The organism is Nocardia carnea (assembly GCF_029868855.1).
Taxonomy (GTDB): Bacteria; Actinomycetota; Actinomycetes; order Mycobacteriales; family Mycobacteriaceae; genus Nocardia; species Nocardia carnea_A.
Genome location: NZ_JARWOV010000283.1, coordinates 1 through 19,066, shown reverse-complemented (window position 1 = coordinate 19,066; position 19,066 = coordinate 1). Strand labels below are relative to the sequence as shown.

Genomic DNA, 19,066 nt, shown 5'->3' with positions numbered 1-19,066 from the left:
CGGGCGTTGGCGAACGTGCCGCCGCGCGGATGCCGCGGAGTGGACGAGGGCCGGAGCCGGCAGGCACCGGTCCGCCGGAAGTCGACGAAAGGTGTGGTGTGGCGAGGCTCGCGGAACTGATCGAAACGCTGGAGACGGCCTATCCGCCCCGGCTGGCCGAATCGTGGGATTCGGTCGGGCTGGTGTGCGGGGATCCCGGGGAAGATGTGCGGCGGGTGCTGTTCGCCGTCGATGTCACCGCGGCGGTTGTCGAGGAAGCCGTCTCCTGGGGAGCCCAGGCGCTGGTGGCGCACCACCCGCTGTTGCTGCGGGGTGTGGACAGTGTGGCGGCCGACCGGCCGAAAGGTGCGCTGATCCATCGGCTCGTCCGTGCGGGCTGCGCGCTGTTCACCGCGCATACCAACGCCGATTCCGCCGACCCGGGCGTCTCCGATGCGCTGGCGGCGGCACTCGGCCTGACCGTCACCGGCCCGCTCGAGCCCAAACCTGTTCCTGCCATGGACAAGTGGAGCCTCCAGGTTCCGGTGGACCACGCCGAAGCGGTGCTGGCGGCGCTGTTCGCCGCCGGGGCCGGCGGCTCCGGTGCGTATCGAGAGGCGGCGTGGCGGGTCACCGGGACCGGTCAGTTCCGGCCGGTGGACGGCGCGAACCCGGCCGTCGGCACGGTGGGCGAGCTGGCGAGGGTGAGCGAGGACCGGATCGAAGTCGTCGCCGCACCGCGCGACCGCAGCGCGATCCTGGCGGCATTGCGCGCCGCGCATCCCTACGAAGAACCTGCCTACCACGTCACCGAACGCGCTCAGCTCCCCGGCAACCTCGGCCTGGGCCGTATCGGAACACCGGCCGAACCGCTGACGCTGCGGGAATTCACCGCCCGCGCGGCCGCCGCCCTACCCGAAACCGCCTGGGGTGTGCGCTCCGCGGGTGACCCGGACCGCGTGCTGCGCCGCATCGCCGTATGCGGTGGCGCGGGGGATTCGCTGCTCGACGCCGCCACCCGGCACGGTGCCGACGCCTACCTGACCGCCGATCTGCGGCACCATCCCGTCGACGAACATCTGCGCCGCTCGGGTCCGGCGTTGATCGATGCCGCGCACTGGGCCACCGAGTTCCCGTGGTGCGCGCAGGCCGCGGAGATCGTCCGGGCCGGTCTGCCGGAGCTGGAAACACGGGTATCGCGGGTGCGGACCGACCCGTGGACCGTCGGATGCGGCGGCTGAACCGGCCGGGCCGGATCGGGTCGCCGGGGTTGGGACCGGCGGCCGGTCGGCCGGTCCGGCGACCGAGTACGGTGGACGTTCTATCCGTCCACAGCGTGCAGGGAGTTCGTTCGCGTTGAATGTCGAACCATCGATTCAGGCCAAACTGCTGCGTCTCGCCGAGGTCGACGCCGAGCTGACCCGGATCGCGCACCGGCGCAGCGTTCTGCCCGAACAGCAAGAGGTCGACCGGTTCGAGGCCGAACGCAATGCGCAGAAGGACGCGGCCGTGGCCGTGGAGATCGTGCTCGACGACCTGGACCGCGACATTCGCAAGCTCGAGGGCGAGGTCGACGCGGTCCGCAAACGTGAGGAACGCGATCGCGGGGTGCTCGAAGCAGGTTCGGTCGGTGCCAAGCAGTTGTCGGAACTGCAGCACGAACTCGGCAGCCTGGAACGCCGCCGCTCGGTGCTCGAGGACGAACTGCTCGAGGTGATGGAACGGCGTGAGGCCTCCGCCTCCGATCACGAACACGCGGGCGCCCGGCTGGACAAAGCCGAAGCCGACCTCGTCGCCGCCCGGGAACGCCGCGACGCGGCCGTGGCCGACCTCGATGTGGCCCAGCAGCGGTGCGAAACCGATCGTGCGAACCTCGTCGGCGCCTTCCCGGAAGACCTGCTGAAGATCTACGACCGGCAGCGCACCGACCGCGGGATCGGCGCGGCCCTGCTGCAGGCCCGCCGGTGCGGGGCGTGCCGGATCGAACTCGACCGCGGCGAGATCGCGCGGATCGCGAAAACGGCGCCCGATGTGGTGGTGCGCTGCCCCGAATGCGGTGCGGTGCTGGTGCGGACCAAAGAATCCGGATTGTGAGTTCGGGCCCTGGCCGGGGTCGTGAGGTGGGCACGGAGCGGGAGGCCGGAATGACTGTGCGCGAGGTGATCGTCGAGGCCGACGGGGGGTCGCGGGGCAACCCGGGACCTGCCGGCTACGGCGCCGTGGTGTTCGACGCGGATCGGGTGGCGGTCCTCGCCGAACGCAAGGAAGCCCTCGGTGTCACCACCAACAATGTCGCCGAATACCGGGGCCTGATCGCGGGGCTGGAAGCCGCGGCGGAACTCGGTGCGCGGGTGGTTGCGGTGCGGATGGATTCCAAACTCGTGGTCGAGCAGATGTCGGGCCGCTGGAAGGTCAAACACGCGGCGATGGTCCCGCTCGCCGATCGTGCTCGCCGCCTGGCCGCGGGATTCGACCAGGTGAGCTACCGCTGGATCCCGCGCGCCCAGAACTCCCACGCAGACCGGCTGGCGAACGAGGCCATGGATGACGGCGCACTGATCGAGGAGGTCCACGAGGCCGTCGCCACCGCGGAAAGCAGTGGGGCCGGACGTCCGGCTTCCGGGGTTGCGAAACCGGACGCGGCGTCGGTGTCGGCCGGTGCCGAGGCTCCGGGGCCTGCCGCACGGTTCGCGGGAGCAGACCCGGTCTCGGATTCGCACAGCGCCACCGCCCGCCTGTCGGCGTCGCCGGGCTGGACCGGTGCGACCGGCCGCCCCACCCGGTTCCTGTTGCTGCGGCACGGGCAGACCGAACTGTCGGTGCAGCGGCGTTATTCGGGCCGGGGTAACCCGCCCCTCACCGCGGTAGGTCATGAGCAGGCGGCGCGGGCAGCGAAAATGCTTGCCGCCAAGGGTGGTATCGGTGCGGTGGTCACCTCACCGCTGGGCCGGGCCCGGGAAACCGCCGAAGCCGCGGCCGCCGCGCTCGGGCTGGAAGTCCGGGTGATCGATGGGCTCACCGAAACCGATTTCGGCGAATGGGAGGGCCTGACCTTCCGCGAAGCCGCGGAACGTGATCCGGATCTGCACGCCCGCTGGCTCGGTGATCCCTCCCTGCCCGCGCCGGGCGGGGAGAGTTTCGACGAGGTGCGCGAACGCGTGGAAGCCGTCCGCCGCGACCTGGTAGCCCGGTACCCGGGCGAGAACATCGTGGTGGTCAGCCATGTCACCCCCATCAAAACGCTGCTCCAGCTCGCGCTGGGGGTCGGTCCGTCGCTGCTGTACCGGCTACACCTCGACTTGGCGTCGCTATCGCTGGCCGAGTTCTATCCGGACGGCGGATCATCGGTCCGGCTGGTCAACGATACGAGTTATCTGTGACCGTCCCGGATTCCATGCCGGTTCGACACTGTCCTGCGCGATCACGGCCAGTTGCCAGGTTCACCGCCGAGCAGGTTGGCGGTGGACCGAGGCGCGTGGCCGCCCGGTCTTGTCGCGATCAGCCCGGAACCCGGGCGTACGTTTCACCTACCGAATATCTCGACCGCAGGTAGCGGGCGGTGAACTCGTCGAGCGGATAGAAGAGTTCGATCGCGAGTTCCGACAGCGTGATATCGGCGGGTGCGCCGAAGGTGGCCATGGTGCCGAACAGCGAGAGCTCGCCCTCCGGCGTGCGCAACCGGATCGGGACCTGGAACGGGCCGGGTACGGACGTGTCCGCATCCTCTGCGCCGGCTTCCGGCGCGGGGTATGTCGCGACCTCTTCGTGGAGGTCACGCAACCGCGGGTCTCCGGTGGTATCGACCTGCCGCGCCAGACGTTCCAGTAGCTGATCCCGTACCTGTCGCGGGTTGGCCAGCCGGGCGGCGAGCCCGTCCGGGTGCAGGACCAGCCGGTAGACATTCGGTTGCCCGGCCATCAGATGCGCCGCCACGCCGTCGGTGAGCACCGCCAGCGCGGTATTACCGGCGACGACATCCCACCACCGGTCCACCGCGACCGCCGGGTACGGCTCGTGGGCCACCAGCATATGGTCGAGTGCGGCGCGCGCCGAGGCCAGATGAGCATCGTCGAGACTGCTCTCCTGATACGCCGGAGCGTAACCGGCGGCGACGAGCAACGTATTTCGTTCGCGCAGCGGCACATCCAGAGTCCGGCACAACCGCAGGACCATATCCCGGCTCGGAGCGGCCCTTCCGGTTTCCACGCAGGACAGATGGCGGGCCGACGAGCCGGCGGCCAGCGCCAGGTCCAGCTGGCTCATTCGCCGCCGCTGCCGCCATTCCCGCAGAAGTCCGCCGATCCGGGACGGGCCGGTGCCCGCACGAGGTTCCACGGCGCGAGCGTATCCGGCGGCCGGGCATCGCGACCATGACCTCCGAGGTCATTGAGCCGCTGACCCGCACCGGGAACAGTCGGAGACGAGCAGAACCTCCGACCGGAAGGCAGAAACATGAACACCGTCACCGCACCCGCCCCCGTAGCCCAGGACGATCTGTTGCGCCGCACCCTGCGGCTCGACGGCTGGGGCACCGGGGCCTTCGGCATCCTGATGCTCGCCGCCGCGGTCCCACTGCGGGGTCCGCTGGGCCTGCCGACCTCGTGGTCGATTCCGTTCGGTGTGGCCATGCTCGGCGGTGCGCTGGTTCTGCTGCTCATCGCCGGCTACCCGCTGATCTCGCCGCGGCACGCGAGGGCGGTGGTCGCCGTCAACGGTGTTTCCGTGCTGGGCATGCTCGCCCTGGCCGGGTCCGGTCTGCTTCCACTCACCGCCGCGGGGATCGTTTTCCTGCTGGCCGGTGCCGCCGTGGTCGCGGTGTTCGCGCTTGCCGAATATCTGGGGTTGCGCCGGATGCTCGGCTGAACCGGCGCTCCCCAGGTCGTCAGTTCTGGGCCGAGTCGTCCTGCTTGATAGCCGAGACCTCGAATTCCAGCACGACCTTGTCGGAGACCAGTACGCCGCCGGTCTCCAGCGCCGCGTTCCAGGTGATTCCCCAGTCCTTGCGATTGATGGTGGTGGATCCCTCGAAACCGACTCGGACGTTGCCGAACGGATCGTTGGCCTGTCCCTCGAAGGTGAACGGGACCGTGACGGGCCGGGTGACACCCTTGATGGTCAGGTCGCCCGTGACGTCGAAGGTATCGGGGCCGGTGGGGGAGATCGCCGTCGTGCGGAAGGTGATCTCGGGATACTCGTCGAGGCCGAGGAAGTCCAGGCCGCGCAGATGGTTGTCACGATCGGCATTACGGGTGTCGATGCTGGCGACCTGGATGGTGACCTCGCCGGAGGAGTTCGCCGGGTTCTCGCTGTCGAAGTAGGCGCTGCCGCTGAACTCGTTGAACGATCCGCGCACCTTGGTCACCATCGCGTGCCGGGTGACGAAACCGACCCGGGTGTGGGTCGGGTCGAGCGTGTAGGTGCCGCTGAGTTCTTTCACGTTCGTCGCGCTGGTCATCGGAAGCCTCCGGTTCGGGGAAGTAGTTGATGTGTCATACATATGGTGGCTGCCAGATTGGTGATATGTCAACTACTGCGATACGCTGGGCATATGACCGAGACGCGATGGCTCGACGAGCGGGAGAGCCGTGCCTGGCGGGGCTACTTGGCGATGCACACTCAGCTGAGTGCCCGGTTGCACCGGCAGTTGCAACACGACTCCGGACTGTCGCTGTCCGATTTCGAGGTCCTGGTCCGGCTCACCGATCAGCCGGAACCCCGGTTGCGGGTGGGTGAGCTGGGGCAGCTTCTGCAATGGGAGAAGAGCCGGCTGTCACACCATCTCGGACGTATGCAGAAGCGTGGACTGGTGCGGCGCGAGGACTGCCCCGACGATGCGCGTGGCGCCTTTATCGTGCTCACCGAGCAGGGTCGCACGGCCATCGAGCAGGCCGCCCCAGGTCACGTGGACGCCGTGCGTGAGCTGTTGTTCGATGCGCTCACCGACGAGCAGGTGGAAGCTTTCGGCGCCATTGTCGGCCGCGTTCTCGAACGCCTCGACGACTCGGGGTAGGTCGAGCTGTCCGATCCGCGTGGACGGGTGGCCCGCGCTTTCTGCCCCGTCAAGCTGGATAGGTATGGATCTCGGTGGCCTTGAGCGCCGCCCACAACTCCGTTCCGGGTCCGATCCGCAGTTCGGCGACTGTGGCGGGGGTGATGTCGGCCAGCGCCGGCACCGCGCCGTCGAGGCGAACCCGCACGGTATGGGCGTGCTGTTCGAGACCCGCAACGGTCACCTGCCAGGTATTGCGCGGGCTCCCACCGGGACGTTCGGGATGCAGGCCGACGGCCGACGGCGCGAAGGTCAGATACACGGGGCCGGTGGCGGGTTCGGCGACGGTGAGTTCACCACCACCGTCGAGTCGCACCCGGGTTCCCGTCGCCGCCCCCCGGAAAAGGTTGAGTCCCACCAGATCCGCCACATAGTCCGAGCGTGGGCGCCGCGCGACCTCGGCGGGCGGTCCCTGCTGCACCACAGCTCCGTTCTCCACGATCACCAGCCGGTCGGCCAGCACCATCGCGTCCAGCGGATCGTGCGTGACCAGCAGCGTATGCCCGGGATAATCGCCGAGATGGTGGGCCAATTCGGCGCGCACCCGTACCCGGGTGGCGGCATCCAGCGCGGCCAGTGGTTCGTCCAGTAACAGCAGCGCCGGTTCGACGGCCAGAGCCCGGGCCAGCGCGACCCGCTGCGCCTGACCACCCGAGAGTTCCCGCGGCCGGGCTCGGGCACGGTCGGTCAATCCCACCCGGCGCAGCCACTGCGCGGCGTGTTCGCGGGCCGCAGCCCGCCGCATACCCCTGGCGCGCGGTCCGAACGCGACGTTGTCGAGGGCGTCGAGATGGGCGAAGAGTAGATAGTCCTGGAACACCACGCCGACCGAACGGTGTTCGGCGGGAACGAATTCGGTGGGCGGCGCGTCCCAGACCTGGTCGTTCAGAAGGATCGAACCCTCGGTCAGCGGGGTCAGCCCGGCCAGCGCCCGCAACGCGGTGCTCTTCCCGGCACCGTTGGGGCCGAGCAGCGCGACGACCTCCCCGGGGGCCAGGTCGAGATCCAGGTCGAGGGTGAATTCGCCGCGGGTCACCCGCAATTGCGCCGTGAGTGTCACATCGCCCCCCGGATCCAGCGTTCTCGCAGCGCCGCCAGCACCACCACCGACACCAGCAGCAACACCAGGCTCAGCACGATGGCGGCGGCGGGATCGGTTTCCAGTGCCAGATACACCGCCAGCGGCATCGTCGTGGTGCGACCCGGGAAGTTACCGGCGAAGGTGATGGTGGCACCGAATTCGCCGAGCGCCCGGGCCCAGCACAGCACCGTTCCGGCCACCACGCCGGGCAGGATCGAGGGCAGCGTAACGCGCCGGAAAGTGAGCCAGCGGGAAGCGCCCAGGGTCGCGGCTGCCTCCTCGTACCGGGGGTCGGCCCCGCGCAGTGCGCCCTCCACGGAGATCACCAGGAACGGCATGGCCACGAACGCCTCGGCGACCACCACACCGGCGGTGCTGAACGGCAGCGCGATACCGAACCAGTCGTAGAGGTACTGGCCGATCACTCCGCGCCTGCCCAGCACCAGCAGTAGCGCTACCCCGCCGACCACCGGCGGTAGTACCAGCGGCACGGTGACCAGCGCGCGGACCAGACCGCGCCCGGGTAGATCACCGCGGGCCAGCAGCCAGGCGAGCGGGATACCCAGCAGCAGGCACAGCACCGTGGCCAGGCTCGCGCACACCAGCGACAGCCGCAGTGCCTGCCCGACTTCCGCGCTGAACAATCGTTCCGGAAGACCCTGCCACGGCGCGCGGATCAGCAGTCCCGCCAACGGAACCATCAGGAACAGCAGGCCCAGCATCGCGGGTACCAGCAGCACCAACGGTCGCCGTCCGCGTATCGCCCGGCGCCGGCGCAATACGTTTACGCGGGATGGCAGCGGTGTCGATGGTCGATGCGGCGTCGCCGCCGGCCGCCGGGCGGACCCGCCGGTCACGGAGCGTCGAAACCGGCCGTGGCGAAGACCGATCGAGCCTGCGGAGTCAACGTGAAATCGACGAACGCCGCCGCAGCAGCCGGGTTCGGTGCCGCGGCCACCGACGCGATCTGATAGTCGTTGATCGCCTTCTCCGATTCGGGGAACTCGATCCCGGTCACCTTTTCGCCCCCGGCGCGGATATCCGTCCGGTATACCAGCGCGGCATCCACCTCGCCGAGCGTGACCTTGGTCAGTACCGCTTTCACATCCGGTTCCCGGGTGTCGGGTTGCGGGGTGACACCGGCCGTGGCGAAGGCCTTATCGGCCGCCGCCCCGCAGGGCACCTGCTCGGCACACAGCGCGATCCGCGGTTCGGGACGGCCGAAATCGGCGAGACCGCTGATACTGCCCGGATTCCCGGTGGGCACCGCGATCTCGAGACGGTTCCGGGCGAACGTCACCGGCCCGCCGGTGATATCACCGGAGACGACCACCTGTTCCATATTCTTCGGGGCGGCCGAGGCGAACACATCGGCCGGTGCGCCCTGCCGGATCTGTTCGGCCAGTGCGGAACTGCCCGCGAAACTGAACACCACATCCACGTCCGGGTGGGCGTCCTCGAACTGTTCACCGAGGGTGGTGAACGCTTCGGTGAGTGAGGCCGCCGCGAACACGGTGAGGGTGCCGCCGAGTCCGTCGCCCGGCCCGCCGCTGGATTCGCCCCCGGAGTTCTCCGACGCGCAGCCGGCCAGCACCACGACCAGCGCAACCGCGGCGGTCAGACAGCGCACTACGTGACCTATCACCGTTTTCATCAGTTCTCCGGTATCTCGACGACCACATGCGTCGATTTCACCGACGCCACCGCCACACTGCCCACTTCGAGCCCGAGTTCTTCCACCGATTCCCGGCTCAGCAGCGATACCAGCCGGAACGGCCCGGCCTGCATCTCCACCTGCGCCATCACGGTATCGGTGAGCACCCTGGTCACAATGCCACGCATCCGGTTGCGCGCCGAGGCCGCCACGGTTACGCCCGGTTCGGGCGCGTCGGCGATCTCCCGCGCGAACTCGGCCAGATCCTGCCCGCGGACGCCTTTGCGCCCGTTCTCCAACTGGACCGACGGCAGCCGCCCCTGATCTATCCAGCGGCGTACGGTGTCATCGCTGACGCCGAGCAGCCCGGCAGCGTCTTTGATCCGCAGATACGTCACATATCGGACTATATATCCGCATATGCGGAAAGAGGTCAGGCGGTGAGTTCGAGAGTGATGGCGGTGAAGCCGGTATCGGGCTCGGGATGACGGCCGATCTCACGGAAACCGAGGCGGGCATAAAAGGCGCGAGCGGCCTTGTTGAGCTCGAAAACATCCAGCGTCACTGTGCCGTGAAGACGAAGCGCGTGAGCGACCAACTGCCTTCCGATGCCCATTTTCTGCGCTCCGGGGTCGACGAACAATCCGCCGATCTCGGCATCGAGCAGCCCCATCAGCCCGACTACACCCCCGGCCGGGACCTCGGCGACCCAGTTGTCGGCCTGGACGAGGTAGATCTCCCGAAGCTTGCGCTCCCGCTCCCCGGTGCCCTCGTTCGCGATGAATGGATGCGCGATGCGGGTGGCGCGGCTCCAGAGCCCGACCACGGCCTCTTCGTCCTCGGGACGGTAGGGACGGATAGTCGGGGTGGTCGGTTCGGGCAGTCGGGCGGTCGGGTCGGCGTCGTCGGTCGTCACGAGACCCAACATTCGCTGCCGGAAGCGGCCTTGACAAATGATTTTTCCGGAACCGGTGAACCCGCCGACACGGTGACGTCTTCGACGTTCACCGCGGGTGGATCGGTGGCAGTGACAACGCCATCTCGTTCTCGGGTCGCGGATCGTCGGTACCGCACGCCTGGACAGCGCCGGTGCGGGTGAACCCGTTGCGTAGATACAACTGCTCGGCGGCCCGATTGCCGTCGAGCACCCACAGCCGCAACTTCCGGTGCCCGGCTGCGCGCGCCCACTCGGCTACGGCTTGCACCAACTGGTCGGAGACACCGGTCCGCCGCGCCGCGGGAGCGGTCCACACGGATACCAGTTCGGGCCCGCCGGCGGTGACGATGACGCCCGCCGAACCCACCGGACCCGACTCCGCCACGGCGACGAAAAACGGATGGCGCCGGGCCGTCCACTCCCGCCACTGCTGTTCACTCCATTGCGCGGCTTCGGCATGGGTGGTGGAGAAGGTGCCCGAGGGCGACCCGGCGAGCGCATCCAGCCGCACCGTCCGCGCGGTCGGCCATTCATCCGGTCCGATCGTTCGTATCACCATTCCCCGATGCTCCGCCGAAAATACTTATGCCACAAGTGATTACTCGCCTCAGGCATCCTGCCGCACCAGCTCCGACGCCGGGCTTATCCTGGTGCCGAAGGTCGTCCACAGGGTTCCGTCGGTCATCCGGCGCAGCGTGAACCGGTACTTGCCGTAGCACGCGCGCGACACCGGCGCCAGCCGCGCCCGGCCGATCACCCGGTAAGGATCCCCGTCGATACGTACGTTCTGCTCCATGCCTGCTCGCCCCTCTCACCGTTGCTGATGATGTCGAGCGCCACAGTGGCAGGAGCGTGCTGAAAGACACCTGAAACCAGCTGAAAGCCCTTTCAGACTCGCCGGAACGCGCTGTGCTGAAGTGAACCAGCGAGGCGGGGTGCGCATTCGATCAAGCGTTGCGAACTATCCCGCCCCTCGCCACGCGGGTTCGCATGCGCTGGATAAACCCGCAGGTGAAAGCTCTGATTGGGTTACCATGGCACCATGTCGCGGCCAGATGTACAGCGCCCCGAGCTCCCCGAGTACATGACCTGGGAGGAGCTCGGGAACCTGCCCGAGGAGGTTGCTGAGCGCATCGAACTCTGGGAGGGCCGAGTGGTGTGGCTGCGACGCGGCCCTCATGAGCATCAGGAATTCACCAATCTGGTGTGGAGTGGGCTGCGGCGATGTGCGCGAGAAGTTATGGCGGCCGACCCCGAACAATGTTGGCGGGTGAGCACCGAAACCAATGTGTTCTTCGGCCGAACCGGAATGTCGGATTTCGTCACCCCCGATTTCATGGTCTATCGATGCATGCGCGAGCCGTATCAGTACGTGCGCTCGGACCAGGTCGTTCTGGTGGGCGAAGTGTTGTCGCCGTCCAATTCGGATGCCGATATGGAGTTGAAGAAGGCCCGCTACGCGAAAGCCGGAATCCCCTGGTACTGGGAGGTGACGCTGGCGACGCAGCGCAGCGAGATCGCCCACATACACGCCTACACCCTTGTACCGCACGTGCAGCCGCCCGAACCCGGCATCACGGTGCTGCACCGTGCCAACTACATCCTGGCAGGTGCCTGGTCGCCCACAGATGCGGGCGCGATCGCGATCAACCACCCGTTCCCGATCAGCATTCCCTGGTCCGAACTGGAATTCTGATTGCTGCTGCCTCCGTTCCCGCGAAGCGCGATAGATTCCCGGATTCGAATCTCTTGCCGGGCAAGTCCCCACCTCTGACCGGCCTGTGCCGGCGCGCCGACTCGGTTACCGTGAGACTCATGACGATCGAGCCGATGCCCGAGCATCCTCCCGCATTGCGGGCCGGAGATGCCGATCGCGAGCGCGCCGCTGCGATCGTCCAGGCGGCATTCGCCGAGGGGCGGCTGGAACTGGCCGAGTTCGACGAGCGCATCGCGGCTGTCTACGCCCGCCGGACCGTGCCGGAACTGGAGACGCTCACCGCCGATCTGGTGCCGGCCGCGCACGGAAGCAGGACCGACCGGCTCGTGCTGCGATCCACCGGCAGTTCGGTGCAGCGAGAAGGGCAATGGCGGGTACCGCCGCAGATTGTCACCGAAACGGAACACGGCGCCGTCCGTCTCGACTTCACCGAGGCCGTGGTGCGCTCGCCGGAAGTATGGGTGGAGGTGAAATCCGCGCACGGATCGATTGTTCTGATCGTTCCTCCGGGCTGGAGCGTCGATATCGATGAAGTGACCAGCGAGTGGGGCAAGGTGACCAACAAGGCGGGCCCGCCTGTGTCCGGTATGCCACTGCTCCGGGTCTCCGGAGTGGTCCAGCATGCGAAGATCACCGTCCGGCACCCTCGGCGGCGTTGGTGGTGGCCGTTCGGCGCACGCGCGAACAACGGTTGAAGCACCGGCGCAACCTCGAACTACCGCGGCGGCAGCGAGTATTCGACGGAAACCGAATCGAGCGGTTGTTGGTCCTTCGCGGTGACGGTCGCTCCCGGTCGCTGTCAACTCCGGGGATTCGACGGTTCCTCCGGTTGGTTTTCCAGGCGTCCGCCGACCGGGAACAGGATCGGGCTCAAGAGATACTGTGCGCGCTCGGGGGTGGGCGTATTGCGTAGGCGGGGAAGGATTGCCGCCCGTAGATCGTCGATGAGATCCGCTACCTCCGTGGGGGAGAGCCACACGCCGTGCTGGCGGTAGCCGACCAGGTCTGCGCCGGGGTCGGCGTCCGCGCGATCGAGATAGGAGTTGAACTCGGCGAGCAGGGTGGCCATGGCGGCGGCGAAGACCGTGCGGTGGTCGTCGGGTGTCGCCGAGGCTATTGCCTCCGGGCTCACGGTGGCGCGGTCTCGGCGCAGACGGTACGCGCGTTCCACGGCCCCCCGCACTCGGTGCTCATCGGCGACTTCGAGAACACCGGCGCTGGTGAGCAAGTCGACGTGGCGATAGACGGTTGCCTTCGAGACATCGGTCAGGCGGGCGCACAACTGTGTGGTGGTGCAGGTCTGTCCGCCGGACAGGGCGTGCACGATTCGCAATCGCACCGGATGCGCCAGCAGCTCCAGGGAGTCCATACGAGCAATGGTCTCATCTGTGCTACCTTTCGCAAAGTTGAGAATATTGAGGAGGCCGTCATGGATTCAGTCGAACCGGCTGTTGTGGATACCGAAATATGGCAGCCGCCGGCGTACACGGACCCGGATTCGTTCGTCGAGCAGGAGGTGACGGTCGGCTCGGGTCCGTCGGCCGTGCCGGGCACCGTCGCGCTGCCCATCGGAGAGGGGCCCTATCCGGCGGCCGTGCTGCTGGCCGGCGGCGGACCGTTCGACCGGGACGGCACGGCGGGCCCGAACAAGAACCTGAAGGACATCGCCTGGGGGCTGGCCGGTCGCGGTGTGGCGGTGCTGCGCTTCGACAAGGTCACCTGCACCCACCGCGACCGAATCGCCGCCACACCCGAATTCACGCCGACCGAGGAATACGTTCCGAACGCTGTCGCGGGTATCGAACTCCTGCGCGGGCTGCCCACGGTCCGCGGCGACCGCGTTTTCGTGATCGGGCACAGTATGGGCGGCAGATTCGCGCCGCGGGTGGCCGCCGCCGATCCCGCGGTGGCGGGCCTGGTCGTCCTCGCCGGGGATACGGTGCCGATCCAGTGGTCGATGGTTCGCGTCATCGACCATCTGACGCGGGTCGACCCGGTGACCGCCTCGGCTCTACCCACCGTGGAGACCGCCACCGAACACGCGAAACTGGTGGACAGCCCGGAGCTCTCGCCCACCACGCCCAGCGCGAAGCTACCGTTCGGGATGCCTGCACCGTATTGGCTGGATATGCGCGCCTACGACCCGGCGGCAGTGGCCGCGACACTGGACATTCCCATGCTGTTCCTCCAAGGCGAACGTGACTACCAGGTCACCGTGGCCGGCGATCTGGCCGGATGGCGGGCCGCCCTGGCCGGCCGGCCGGATATCACGATCCGCACCTATCCCGCCGACGACCACATGTTCTTCCCCGGGACCGGCCCGTCGATGCCCGCGGATTACACGCGTCCGCACCATGTGGACCCCGCGGTCGTGGCCGATATCGCCGAGTGGATGACATCGCACGGCTGATGCGTTGCGCCACAGCAGGGACGAAGAGGAGGACTGATGCGTATCTCCCTGCTGGACCGCGCACGGACACGTAGCGGTGAATCCGATGCCGCCGCCGTGGCCACCACGGTGGAACGAGCGGTGCGGGCGGAGGAGCTCGGCTTCCACCGGTTCTGGACTGCCGAACATCACGCGGTGCCGGGAATCGCGGGCGCCGCCCCGACCCTGCTGCTCGCGGCGATCGGGGCACGTACTCGCAGCATCAGGATCGGCACCGGCGGGATCATGGTCCCCAACCACAGCCCGCTGGTGGTCGCGGAGCAGGCGCTACTTCTCGAGTCGCTGTACCCGGGGCGGGTCGATATCGGGCTCGGCGGCTCGCTCGGATTCACGGCTCCCATCCGGCGGGCACTGGGACGCACGATCCTGCGGGACGGGGAGTACGAGGACGATATCGAGGAGATCCGCTCCTACCTGGACGGACGCGCCGATATCACGGTCAGGCCCCGCGTCGAGCCGCCGCCGGTGTTCCTGCTCGCCATCAAGGACGGACTGTCCCTTGCCGCTGAATTGGGGTTGCCGGCGGTGATCGGCGGTCCGCTGGTTCGGGACGTGAAGGCGATCGAGGCCTACTTCCGGGACTTTCGCCCCAGCGCGCGCACACCGGATCCGTACCTGATGGTGAGTGTCGATATCGTCGTCGCGGAGACCGCCGAGCGCGCCCGCGATCTCCTGCTGCCGGAGGCCTGGGCCTACGCCGACTCCCGGGATGTCGGAGAATTCCGGGCACTGCAACCCGTCGAGGACGTGCGCCGGCTGCTCGACAGCGCACGCGCGAAGAAGGCCGATGCCGTGCGTACCTGGATGACGGGAGCCGTCGCGGGCACTCCCGATCTGGTAGAGAACCTGCTGGCGGATCTACTGGAGCGGACCGGCGGTTCCGAAATCCTCGCGAGCGTGAGCGCATACGATCGCGACGACGTCAGGAGGACCGACGAATTCCTCGCCTCGCTGCAGAACAGCTGGCAAGCCGGGTGATGCGGATCGGGGCTGTCGATCGCCGCTGCCCTCGGCCGGCCGAGCAGCGGACCGGCCCCGGGTGAAGGCGAAACCTCCTTATGGTCGTCGGCAGTCCGCACATCCGTGCCGGGGTCCACGTCCGAGTCGGCGGGATGGTGTGGTTGTCCCGACATCACCCCGCCCGGACTACGTCAGTCCTGCGGCCCGCCCGCCACATAGATGACCTGACCCGAAACGAATCCGGCATCCTCGCTGACCAAGAAGGACGCGGTGTGGGCGATATCCTCCGGCCGGCCGACCCGCTGCACCGGAATCTGCGCGGCGGCGGCCTTCTGGAAGTCCTCGAAACCGACGCCGACCCGGGCGGCGGTGGCCGCGGTCATATCGGTGACGATGAAACCGGGCGCGATCGCGTTGGCGGTGACACCGTATTTGCCCAGTTCGAACGCCAGGGTTTTGGTGAAGCCCTGCATACCGGCCTTGGCCGCGGAGTAATTGACCTGGCCGCGGTTGCCCTGCGCCGACGTGCTGGACATATTGACGATCCGGCCCCACTTCTGCTCGACCATGTACTTCTGTGTGGCCCGAGTGAGCAGGAAGGCGCCGCGCAGGTGCACAGCGAGCACGGTGTCCCAGTCGTCGACGCTCATCTTGAACAGCAGGTTGTCGCGCAGGACGCCGGCGTTGTTGACCACGACGGTGGGTTCACCGAGTTCGGCGGCCAGCCGCTCGACGGCCGCGTTCACCGAATCCTCTTTGCTCACATCGGCGCCGAGCGCGAGCGCTTGCCCGCCGGCGGCGGTGATCGCCGAAACGGTATCGGCGCAGGCGGCTTCGTCGAGATCGAGCACCCCGACCTTCATGCCGTCGGAGGCCAGCCGTTTGGCGATGGCGGCCCCGATTCCCCGGGCGGCGCCGGATACCACTGCGATCCTGTCGGCCATACGTTCGAATCCTCTCCTGTGGCGGTAGTTCTTACACCATCTAACAATGTCCGCGGGCGAGGAGCGAGAGGGTGCCGGGACAAGATCTCGGCGGTGCGGCTGTGCCTGCGGGACAGTACCGGCGGGCAGAGACGGCGGCTTGTACCGCTACGCGCGCACCGATCCGGTCACAGTGTGCGGATGCGTGCGCACACTGTGCGATATATCGACGCCAGATCGGAGTCACCGCCGCCCGGTGCGCAGGCCTCGACCCATTCCTCGAACGCGAGCTGCACCGATAGCTGCGCGACCCGGACGATCGTCCGCACCCGGGATCGGTCGGCGGCCGGGCAGCGTCCTTCGATGAGCGCCATCGAATGTTTGGCGTTGTCGGCGTAGTGGGCGAGTGCGGCCCGGCTGAGCGCTGCGTCGGTCGAGACCAGCTTCTGGATCCGCAGGGCTGTCGCGGCGACTTCGCTCTGCTCGTCGTTGCGGATGCCTTCGATCACCCGGCCGATCGCGGTCTCCATATCGGCGAGCGACAGGGATCGCATATCGGCGGTTTCGAGGCAACTGTGCACCGCCTCGTCGAAGCCGAACGAGTCGAACAGGACGCATTCCTCTTTCGTCGCGAAATAGCGGAAGAACGTCCGCTGGGAAATCCCTGCCGCGCGGGCGATCTCCTCGCTGGTGGTGTGGTCGACGCCCTGCCGTTCGAACAGGGCGAGGGCGGCCTCCCGGATCTCGATTCGGGTGGCATTCCGGCGTCGCGCACGCAGATCGAGGGGCGGCGTAGCAGAGAGCACGGGCACAGGGTACTTCCTCCCGGTCGTCGAGAGGCAATCAATGCCAATATGTCAGCGACTGACGTTTTTGTTAGGGTGGCTCGGTAACAGCGGCACTATCGAGCGGACGACCCAGGTGACAGACAACTCGGTGGCGACGGCCGACGACACAGAACACGACGGCGGGCGTGCCCCGGGGGCGTTCCTGCTGATCGGGCTGTTGCTCGTCGCGGCGTTCGTCGTGATCCTCAACGAGACGATCCTCAGCGTGGCACTGCCGACCCTGATGGTGGACCTCGACATCAGCGCGGCCACCGCGCAATGGCTGACCAGTGGCTTCCTGCTGACCATGGCGATCGTGATCCCCACCACCGGCTTCATCCTGCAGCGCTTCCCGTTGCGCGCGATCTATATCGCCGCGATGTCGCTGTTCAGCGGCGGGACAGTGATCGCGGCGCTGGCGCCCGGATTCGAAGCCTTGATCGTGGGCCGGATCGTGCAGGCAGTGGGTACGGCGCTGATGATTCCGCTGCTGATGACGACCATTCTCAACCTGGTGCCCGAGCGGTCGCGCGGTAAGACGATGGGACTGGTGTCGATCGTGATCTCGGTGGCTCCGGCCGTCGGGCCCACCGTGTCCGGACTCATCCTGCAGTCGCTGAGCTGGCGGGCGATGTTCTGGATCGTGCTGCCGTTCGCAATCCTCGCGCTGGTGCTGGGCGGGGTGTTCATCCGCAACGTGACCGAACCGCGCAAAGCGCACCTCGACTACATCTCGGTCCCGCTGGCGGCCCTCGGTTTCGGCGGGCTCGTCTTCGGGCTGAGCAGTATCGGTGAATCGGCGTCCGGCCATGCGCCGATCCCGCCGTGGGTATCGCTGACCGTCGGCGCGGTGGCTCTGGCGGTCTTCGTTGTACGCCAGTTGAAACTGGTGGACCGGGGCCGGGCGCTGCTGGATCTGCGGACGTTCGCGGTCGGACCCTTCCGGCTCGCCGTCATCCTGATGGCCTGCCTGATGTTGAGCCTGTTCGGCGCGCTCATCATCCTGCCGATATACCTGCAGAACGTGCTCGGCAAGGACGTTCTCACCACCGGGCTGGTCCTCCTGCCGGGTGGGCTGGTCATGGGCTTGCTGGCCCCGGGGGTCGGCGCCCTGTTCGATCGGTGGGGAGCCCGGCCGCTGGTGCTGCCCGGCACCGTCGCGCTCAGCGCCGGCTGCTGGATTCTCGCCACCCTGGACGAGAATTCCTCGATTGCTCTGGTGATCACCGCGCATGTGATCGTGAGCGCGGGCATCAGCTGCGGGTTGACGCCGTTGATGACTTCGGCGCTGGGTTCGCTGCCGCCGGAGCTGTACTCCCACGGCAGTGCGACCGTCAGCACCGTGCAGCAGGTCGCGGGCGCGGCGGGAACCGCACTGTTCATCACGATGATGACGCGCGGCACCGAATCGGCGCTCGGTACGGGCGCCGAGCCGGTCGCGGCTGCCGCCGACGGCGTACACACCGCCTTCCTGGTCGCGGCAGTGCTGTCGCTGGTACTGATCGCCGCTGCGGCGATGGTGCGCTCACCGAAGCAGACGGACACCGGAGCTGCGCAATTCACCTAAGGGTGGGAAATACGCACTCCCGTAGGCCCCTTCGCGCGCTTATGCTCGGGAAGTCCTGTCGCCTGCAAGTTTGGAATGTGATGACCGATCCTCAGCCGCCCTTCGACCTGTCCAAAGGGCAGCAGAACCCGCCGGGACAGCAGTACCCGCCCGGCCAGCAATACGCATCGGGGCAGCAGTACCCACCTGGGCAGCAGTTCGCAGCGGGGGAGCAATATCCGTCCGGTCAGCAGTACGCTCCGGGTCAGCAATATCCGCAGGGGCAGCCGTATCCGCCGCAGCCGGATCTCGGCGGGCAGCCGCAGTACGGTGCACCGCAACAGGGTTACGGCTACCCGGGGCAGCAGCCTTATGGCGCTCCGATGGGAAATCCGGTATCTCCCTCCGATGCCAGGATGTGGGCCATGCTGGCGCACCTGGGCGGTATTCTGCTCGGCTGGATCGCGCCCCTGATCGTCTACCTTGTGTACAAGGACCGTGACGAGTTCGTCCGCCGGCACGCGGTGCAGGCGTTGAACTTCCAGATCCTGTTCTTCATCAGCATGATCGTGAGCATCCTGCTGATGATCGTTTTGATCGGACTCGTACTGGCGCCGATCGTCGGGATCGGAGCCCTGGTCTTCATGATCATCGCCGGTTTGGCGGCCAACAAGGGCGAGGAGTACAAGTACCCGATCAATGTCTCGTTCGTGAAATGAGCGGCAGCGGGGCCGGGTTAGCCCGCCCCCCCCCCCACCCCCGGACCGGGCACGGCGCGGTTGCCCCAGACCACCGGAGAGAAACGCGCCACGGCACGTGGCCGTTCCGGACTTCACGCCTGCCACGGGATCCCAGACGAGCGCGTTGATATCCAGCAGCTCCTCCCACCGCGGCGCAGCAGCCTCCCGATACTCAGCCACCCCGACCCGCTGCCATACACCATC

General features: G+C 67.6%; 23 protein-coding genes. 11 read left to right on the top strand and 12 right to left on the bottom strand.

Going from position 1 to position 19,066, the window contains the following annotated elements; all coding sequences use genetic code 11:
- Window positions 1-98: 98 nt before the first annotated feature.
- The 3 genes from QH195_RS29280 to QH195_RS29270 all read left to right on the top strand — a co-directional run bounded on the left by QH195_RS29280 (window position 99) and on the right by QH195_RS29270 (window position 3,359).
- A complete protein-coding gene (locus QH195_RS29280) occupies window positions 99-1,220 on the top strand; it encodes a Nif3-like dinuclear metal center hexameric protein (protein ID WP_280437760.1) in 1,122 nt (373 codons plus the stop codon).
- 115 nt (window positions 1,221-1,335) lie between these two features.
- On the top strand, window positions 1,336-2,073 hold the full coding sequence (locus QH195_RS29275; protein WP_280423396.1) for a zinc ribbon domain-containing protein: 738 nt from the start codon (window positions 1,336-1,338) through the stop codon (window positions 2,071-2,073).
- 50 nt (window positions 2,074-2,123) lie between these two features.
- Entirely contained in the window at window positions 2,124-3,359 is a 1,236-nt protein-coding gene (locus tag QH195_RS29270; RefSeq protein ID WP_280437759.1) for a bifunctional RNase H/acid phosphatase, read from the top strand.
- Window positions 3,360-3,477: 118 nt separating this feature from the next.
- Here the strand turns inward: QH195_RS29270 and QH195_RS29265 are convergent, their stop codons facing one another.
- Window positions 3,478-4,314, bottom strand: coding sequence for a helix-turn-helix domain-containing protein (locus QH195_RS29265; protein ID WP_280437758.1), 837 nt, complete (start codon window positions 4,312-4,314; stop codon window positions 3,478-3,480).
- A gap of 117 nt (window positions 4,315-4,431) precedes the next feature.
- On the opposite strand from QH195_RS29265, the gene QH195_RS29260 reads away from it, so the two are divergent.
- Window positions 4,432-4,842, top strand: coding sequence for a hypothetical protein (locus tag QH195_RS29260; protein ID WP_280437757.1), 411 nt, complete (start codon window positions 4,432-4,434; stop codon window positions 4,840-4,842).
- 19 nt (window positions 4,843-4,861) lie between these two features.
- Here the strand turns inward: QH195_RS29260 and QH195_RS29255 are convergent, their stop codons facing one another.
- Window positions 4,862-5,434: a YceI family protein gene (locus QH195_RS29255; protein ID WP_280423392.1), complete on the bottom strand. Its 573-nt coding sequence runs from the start codon at window positions 5,432-5,434 to the stop codon at window positions 4,862-4,864.
- A gap of 93 nt (window positions 5,435-5,527) precedes the next feature.
- On the opposite strand from QH195_RS29255, the gene QH195_RS29250 reads away from it, so the two are divergent.
- Window positions 5,528-5,989, top strand: a complete 462-nt coding sequence (locus QH195_RS29250) for a MarR family winged helix-turn-helix transcriptional regulator (RefSeq protein WP_280437756.1) — start codon at window positions 5,528-5,530, stop codon at window positions 5,987-5,989.
- Between the two features lie 49 nt (window positions 5,990-6,038).
- Here QH195_RS29250 and QH195_RS29245 read toward each other — a convergent pair whose 3' ends face one another.
- From QH195_RS29245 to QH195_RS29215, 7 genes are all read right to left on the bottom strand, one after another.
- Window positions 6,039-7,088 carry an ABC transporter ATP-binding protein gene (locus QH195_RS29245; RefSeq protein WP_280423390.1) on the bottom strand — a complete coding sequence of 350 codons (1,050 nt, stop codon included), beginning with the start codon at window positions 7,086-7,088 and terminating at the stop codon, window positions 6,039-6,041.
- A complete protein-coding gene (gene modB, locus QH195_RS29240) occupies window positions 7,085-7,831 on the bottom strand; it encodes a molybdate ABC transporter permease subunit (RefSeq protein ID WP_280423408.1) in 747 nt (248 codons plus the stop codon). Before modB ends, QH195_RS29245 begins: the two co-directional genes overlap by 4 nt.
- 131 nt (window positions 7,832-7,962) lie before the next feature.
- Window positions 7,963-8,763: a molybdate ABC transporter substrate-binding protein gene (modA, locus tag QH195_RS29235; protein ID WP_280437755.1), complete on the bottom strand. Its 801-nt coding sequence runs from the start codon at window positions 8,761-8,763 to the stop codon at window positions 7,963-7,965.
- Complete coding sequence (locus QH195_RS29230; RefSeq protein WP_280423388.1) at window positions 8,763-9,161, bottom strand: TOBE domain-containing protein; 399 nt, start codon at window positions 9,159-9,161, stop codon at window positions 8,763-8,765. The genes modA and QH195_RS29230 overlap by 1 nt, the downstream gene beginning before the upstream one ends.
- Window positions 9,162-9,196: 35 nt before the next feature.
- On the bottom strand, window positions 9,197-9,679 hold the full coding sequence (locus QH195_RS29225) for a GNAT family N-acetyltransferase (protein WP_280437754.1): 483 nt from the start codon (window positions 9,677-9,679) through the stop codon (window positions 9,197-9,199).
- A gap of 88 nt (window positions 9,680-9,767) precedes the next feature.
- A complete protein-coding gene (locus QH195_RS29220) occupies window positions 9,768-10,259 on the bottom strand; it encodes a GNAT family N-acetyltransferase (RefSeq protein ID WP_280437753.1) in 492 nt (163 codons plus the stop codon).
- A gap of 48 nt (window positions 10,260-10,307) precedes the next feature.
- Window positions 10,308-10,496, bottom strand: coding sequence for a hypothetical protein (locus QH195_RS29215; protein WP_280437752.1), 189 nt, complete (start codon window positions 10,494-10,496; stop codon window positions 10,308-10,310).
- 246 nt (window positions 10,497-10,742) lie between these two features.
- On the opposite strand from QH195_RS29215, the gene QH195_RS29210 reads away from it, so the two are divergent.
- On the top strand, window positions 10,743-11,396 hold the full coding sequence (locus QH195_RS29210) for a Uma2 family endonuclease (protein WP_280437751.1): 654 nt from the start codon (window positions 10,743-10,745) through the stop codon (window positions 11,394-11,396).
- A gap of 119 nt (window positions 11,397-11,515) precedes the next feature.
- Window positions 11,516-12,112: a DUF1707 SHOCT-like domain-containing protein gene (locus QH195_RS29205; protein WP_280423384.1), complete on the top strand. Its 597-nt coding sequence runs from the start codon at window positions 11,516-11,518 to the stop codon at window positions 12,110-12,112.
- 104 nt (window positions 12,113-12,216) lie between these two features.
- Here the strand turns inward: QH195_RS29205 and QH195_RS29200 are convergent, their stop codons facing one another.
- Window positions 12,217-12,786 (bottom strand): helix-turn-helix domain-containing protein, encoded by a 570-nt coding sequence (locus QH195_RS29200; protein ID WP_280437750.1) that lies wholly within the window; start codon window positions 12,784-12,786, stop codon window positions 12,217-12,219.
- A 60-nt stretch (window positions 12,787-12,846) separates the two neighbouring features.
- Between QH195_RS29200 and QH195_RS29195 the strand changes: the two genes are divergently transcribed.
- Together QH195_RS29195 and QH195_RS29190 are read left to right on the top strand one after the other, a co-directional pair.
- Window positions 12,847-13,827 (top strand): alpha/beta hydrolase family protein, encoded by a 981-nt coding sequence (locus tag QH195_RS29195; RefSeq protein WP_280437749.1) that lies wholly within the window; start codon window positions 12,847-12,849, stop codon window positions 13,825-13,827.
- A 36-nt stretch (window positions 13,828-13,863) separates the two neighbouring features.
- The gene (locus QH195_RS29190; RefSeq protein ID WP_280437748.1) at window positions 13,864-14,844 is read left to right on the top strand and encodes an MsnO8 family LLM class oxidoreductase; all 981 of its coding nucleotides are present in this window, start codon (window positions 13,864-13,866) and stop codon (window positions 14,842-14,844) included.
- 173 nt (window positions 14,845-15,017) lie between these two features.
- Here QH195_RS29190 and fabG read toward each other — a convergent pair whose 3' ends face one another.
- Both fabG and QH195_RS29180 read right to left on the bottom strand, forming a co-directional pair.
- On the bottom strand, window positions 15,018-15,770 hold the full coding sequence (gene fabG / locus QH195_RS29185; RefSeq protein ID WP_280423380.1) for a 3-oxoacyl-ACP reductase FabG: 753 nt from the start codon (window positions 15,768-15,770) through the stop codon (window positions 15,018-15,020).
- 167 nt (window positions 15,771-15,937) lie between these two features.
- On the bottom strand, window positions 15,938-16,555 hold the full coding sequence (locus tag QH195_RS29180; protein ID WP_280423379.1) for a TetR/AcrR family transcriptional regulator: 618 nt from the start codon (window positions 16,553-16,555) through the stop codon (window positions 15,938-15,940).
- Window positions 16,556-16,670: 115 nt separating this feature from the next.
- Here QH195_RS29180 and QH195_RS29175 point away from each other — a divergent pair, with 115 nt between their 5' ends.
- Both QH195_RS29175 and QH195_RS29170 read left to right on the top strand, forming a co-directional pair.
- The gene (locus tag QH195_RS29175) at window positions 16,671-18,143 is read left to right on the top strand and encodes an MDR family MFS transporter (protein ID WP_280437747.1); all 1,473 of its coding nucleotides are present in this window, start codon (window positions 16,671-16,673) and stop codon (window positions 18,141-18,143) included.
- A gap of 80 nt (window positions 18,144-18,223) precedes the next feature.
- Window positions 18,224-18,841: a DUF4870 domain-containing protein gene (locus tag QH195_RS29170; RefSeq protein WP_280437746.1), complete on the top strand. Its 618-nt coding sequence runs from the start codon at window positions 18,224-18,226 to the stop codon at window positions 18,839-18,841.
- The last annotated feature ends 225 nt before the right edge of the window (window positions 18,842-19,066 follow it).